This window comes from Dactylosporangium sp. NPDC005572 (genome assembly GCF_040605515.1).
GTDB lineage: Bacteria > Actinomycetota > Actinomycetes > Mycobacteriales > Micromonosporaceae > Dactylosporangium.
The window spans coordinates 1-4003 of record NZ_JBEXCY010000407.1; the positions used below are offsets into that span (position 1 = coordinate 1).

The window sequence follows — 4003 nt, forward strand, 5'->3', positions numbered from 1 at the left end:
TGGGCGACCTCGCTGCGCTGGGTCGCGCTGCTGGAGCTCGGCGCCGGGGCCGGGTTCGGCGACGCGGAGCAGGACCAGCGGCGGTACGGCATCGGCGAGCCCGTCGAGGTCGCCGACGACGGCCACGGCGGGCGGGTCGGCGGCCAGGGCGGCGGGCAGGTCGGCGGGCGGGTCGAGCGGCTCCCAGTCGAGCCGGAACAGCGCGTCGGCCCCGTCGCGGAGCCGGTGCGGGTCGACGCCGCGCACCACCATGTCGGCGATGCGTGCGACCGGACGCCCGCGCTCGTCGGCGAGGCTCATCGACCGGCCCGGGCCGCCGGGGGTGGCCGGCGCGAGCCGCGCCCGCAGCGCGCCGGCGCCGGGGCGGTCCAGCCGCACGCCGGCGACGGAGAACAGGATCGGCACCTCACCCGTGGCCTCGGCCTCGCGGGCCCGGGCCTCGAGGTCGAGGTGGGCGGCGCAGTCCAGCAGCGCGGGGTGCAGGCCGTAGCGGGCGGTGTCGTCCTGCTCGGCCGCGGGCAGCCGGACCTCGGTGAAGGTCTCCTCGCCGCGCTGCCAGGCGGCGCGCAGGCTGCGGAACGCGGGCCCGAAGTGGTACCCGAGCCGCCGCAGCCGCTCGTAGAGGTCCTCGGTGCCGAGCGGGACCGCGCCGGGCGGTGGCCACGCACCGGCGAGGTCCGGGTCCGTCGGCACGGGTACCGGACCCAGGCGGCCGGTGGCGTTGCGGGCCCAGGCGCCCTGGGAGCCCTGGGCGTCCTCGCCCGCCCCGGTGCGGCTGTGCACGGTGACCGGGCGGCGGCCGTCGGGGCCGGGGGCGGCGACGTGCACCTGCAGCCGGACGCTGTCGCGCGCGCCGAGCCGGATCGGGGCGTGGAACGCCAGCTCGTCGATGCCCTCGGCACCGGCGTGGCGGGCGGCGCCCAGGACCATCTCGATGAGCGAGGTGCCGGGGATGATGACGGTGCCGGCGACATTGTGGTCGGCCAGCCAGGGGTGGCTGCTCGCCGACACCCGGCTGGTGAACAGCCACTCGTCGGCGTGGGCGAGGCGGACGGCGGCACCGAGCATCGGGTGCTCGGCCGCGTCGCCCTCGCCGGCCGCCGCGCGCGGCCAGTACCGCTGCCGCTGGAACGGGTACGTGGGCAGCGGCTGCGGCAGGGGTTCGGCCGCGCCGAGGACGGCGGCCCAGTCCACGGCGGCGCCGGCGGTGTGCAGGCGGGCGGCGGCACCGAGCACGGCGGCGGGCTCCGGGCCGGTCGCGACGAGCAGCGCGCCGGTGCCGTCCAGGCATTCGCGGCCCAGCGCCGTGAGGGCGGGCGCGGGCCCGAGCTCGCAGAAGTGCCGCACGCCGTGGTCGTGCAGCCAGCGCATCCCGTCGAGGAAGCGCACCGGCTGCCGGACGTGGCGGACCCAGTACTCCGGCGTGGCGATCTCGGCGGCCGGCTCCCCGGTGACGTTGGCGACGACCGGGATCGCGGGCGCGTTGAACGTGATGCCGTCGAGGGCGGCGCGGAACTGCTCCAGCATCGGGTCCATCCGCGGCGAGTGGAACGCGTGGCTGACCCTCAGCCGGCGGGCGCGGCGGCCCAGGTCGCGCAGGTGCTCGGCGATCGCGTCGACGGCGTCCTCGTCGCCGGAGACCACCACCGCCCCGGGGCCGTTGACGGCGGCGAGCGCGACCCGGCCGCCGTGCTCGGCGAGGAGCGGCCCGACCTCGGCCGCGGAGGCGCCGATCGCGGCCATCGCGCCGCCGGGCGGCAGGGCCTGCATGAGCCGGCCGCGGGCGGTGACGAGCCGCCCGGCGTCGGGCAGCGACAGCACGCCGGCGACGTGCGCGGCGGCGATCTCCCCGACGGAGTGGCCGAGCAGGAAGTCCGGGCGCAGGCCCCACGCCTCCAGGAGCCGGAACAGGGCCACCTCGGCGGCGAAGAGCGCCGGCTGGGCGTACTGCGTCCGGTCGACGGTGACGCCGGTCTCCGGGTCCAGCAGCAGCGTGCGCACGACCGGGTCGAGGTGCTCGCACGCGGCGTCGAGGGCGGCGGCGTAGACCGGGTACGCGGCGTGCAGCCCGGCGGCCATCCCGGCGCGCTGGCTGCCCTGGCCGGTGAACAGGTAGGCCAGGCGGCCCTCGGCGGCATCGTCGCGGTGCAGCCCGGGCGCCTCGGTGCCGGCCTCGGCGGCGGCGAGCGCGGCGAGCAGGGCGTCGCGGCCGTCGGCGACGATCGCGGCGCGGTGCGGCAGCGGCGAGCGGGCCGTGGCGAGGGCCCGGGCCACCGCGGGCAGCGGCAGGTCCGGGTGCGCGCGCAGGTGCCCGGCCAGCCGCCCGGCCTGGGCCTGCCGGGCGCCCTCGTCGTGGCCGCCGAGCAGGAACACGGCCGGCCGGTCCAGCGGGACGGGTCCGGGATCCGGCAGCGGTACCGCCTCGAGCACGACGTGCGCGTTGGTCCCGCTGATCCCGAACGACGACACCGCCGCCCGCCGCGGCCGCCCGGTCCTCGGCCACGGCTGGGCCGCGGCGAGCAGCCGCACCGCGCCGGCGTCCCAGTCCACGTGCGGGGTCGGCGCGTCGACGTGCAGGGTCGGCGGGATGTGCTCGTGGTGCAGCGCCTGGACCATCTTGATGATGCCGGCGACGCCGGCCGCGGCCTGGGTGTGGCCGATGTTCGACTTGATCGAGCCCAGCCACAGCGGCCGGTCGGCGGGCCGGTCGCGGCCATAGGTGGCCAGCAGCGCCTCCGCCTCGATGGGGTCGCCGAGCACGGTGGCGGTGCCGTGGGCCTCGACGGCGTCCACATCGGACGGTGCCAGGCCGGCCGAGGCGAGCGCGGCCCGGATGACGCGCTGCTGGGCCGGGCCGCTGGGCGCGGACAGGCCGTTGCTGGCGCCGTCCTGGTTCACGGCGCTGCCGCGCACGAGGGCGAGTACTGGGTGGCCGTTGCGCCGGGCGTCGGCGAGCCGTTCGAGCACGAGCAGGCCCATGCCCTCGCCCCAGCCGGTGCCGTCGGCGGCGGCTGCGAACGACCGGCAGCGCCCGTCGCGGGCCAGCCCGCCCTGCCGGCTGAACTCGACGAAGGCGGTCGGGGTGGCCATGACGGTCACGCCGCCGGCGAGCGCGAGGCTGGCCTCGCCGCGGCGCAGCGACTGGGCGGCGAGGTGCAGGGCGACGAGCGACGAGGAGCAGGCGGTGTCGACGGTGACGGCCGGGCCCTCCAGGCCGAGGGCGTAGGCGACGCGCCCGGAGATGACCGAGGGGGTGGCGCCGGTGACCCGGTGACCCTCCCCGGCGCGGCCGCCGGCCCGGATGACGTCGGCGTAGTCCTGGCTGACCGCGCCGAGGTAGACGGCGACGGGTTCGCCGCGCAGCGTGTGCGGGGCGATGCCGGCCCGTTCGAGGGCCTCCCAGGCGCCCTCGAGGGCGAGGCGCTGCTGCGGGTCCATGGTGGTGGCCTCGCGCGGGCCGATGCCGAAGAACGGGGCGTCGAAGGCGGCGGCGCCGTCGAGGAAGCCGCCGCGGGCGGTGTCGCTGGTGCCGGCCCGGCCCGGGGTGGTGTCCCGCAGTCGTTCGAGGTCCCAGCCGCGGTCGGCGGGGAAGTCCCCGGTGGCGTCGACGCCGCCGGCCACGAGCCGCCAGAGGTTCTCGGGGGTGTCGGCGCCGCCCGGGTAGCGGCAGCTCATGCCGACGACGGCGATGGGCTCGTCGGTGCTGGGGGCGGCCGCGGCGGCGACGGTGTGCCCGGCGTCCTCGCCGCGCAGGCGGGCGCCGAGGTACCCGGCCAGGCCCGCCGCGGTCGGATGGTCGAACACGACGGTGGTGGGCAGCCGCAGCCCGGTGTCGGCGGCGAGCCGGTTGCGCAGCTCGACGGCGGTCAGCGAGTCCAGGCCCAGCTCCCGCAGCGCGCGGTCGGGCCGCACGTCTCCGGCGGTCCGCGCGCCCAGCACCGCGGCGACGCTCGACGGTTCAGGCATGTCCGCTCCCCGCGGTCACCAGGTAGTTGCCGGAGTC

At 78.6% G+C, this 4003-nt stretch carries 1 protein-coding gene; it reads right to left on the minus strand.

Annotated features, from left to right (window positions below; translation table 11 throughout):
• Positions 1 to 3966, minus strand: a 3966-nt coding sequence (locus tag ABZS66_RS60940; RefSeq protein ID WP_354774038.1) for a beta-ketoacyl synthase N-terminal-like domain-containing protein, incomplete at its 3' end; no start/stop codon positions are given.
• Between the last annotated feature and the right edge of the window lie 37 nt (positions 3967 to 4003).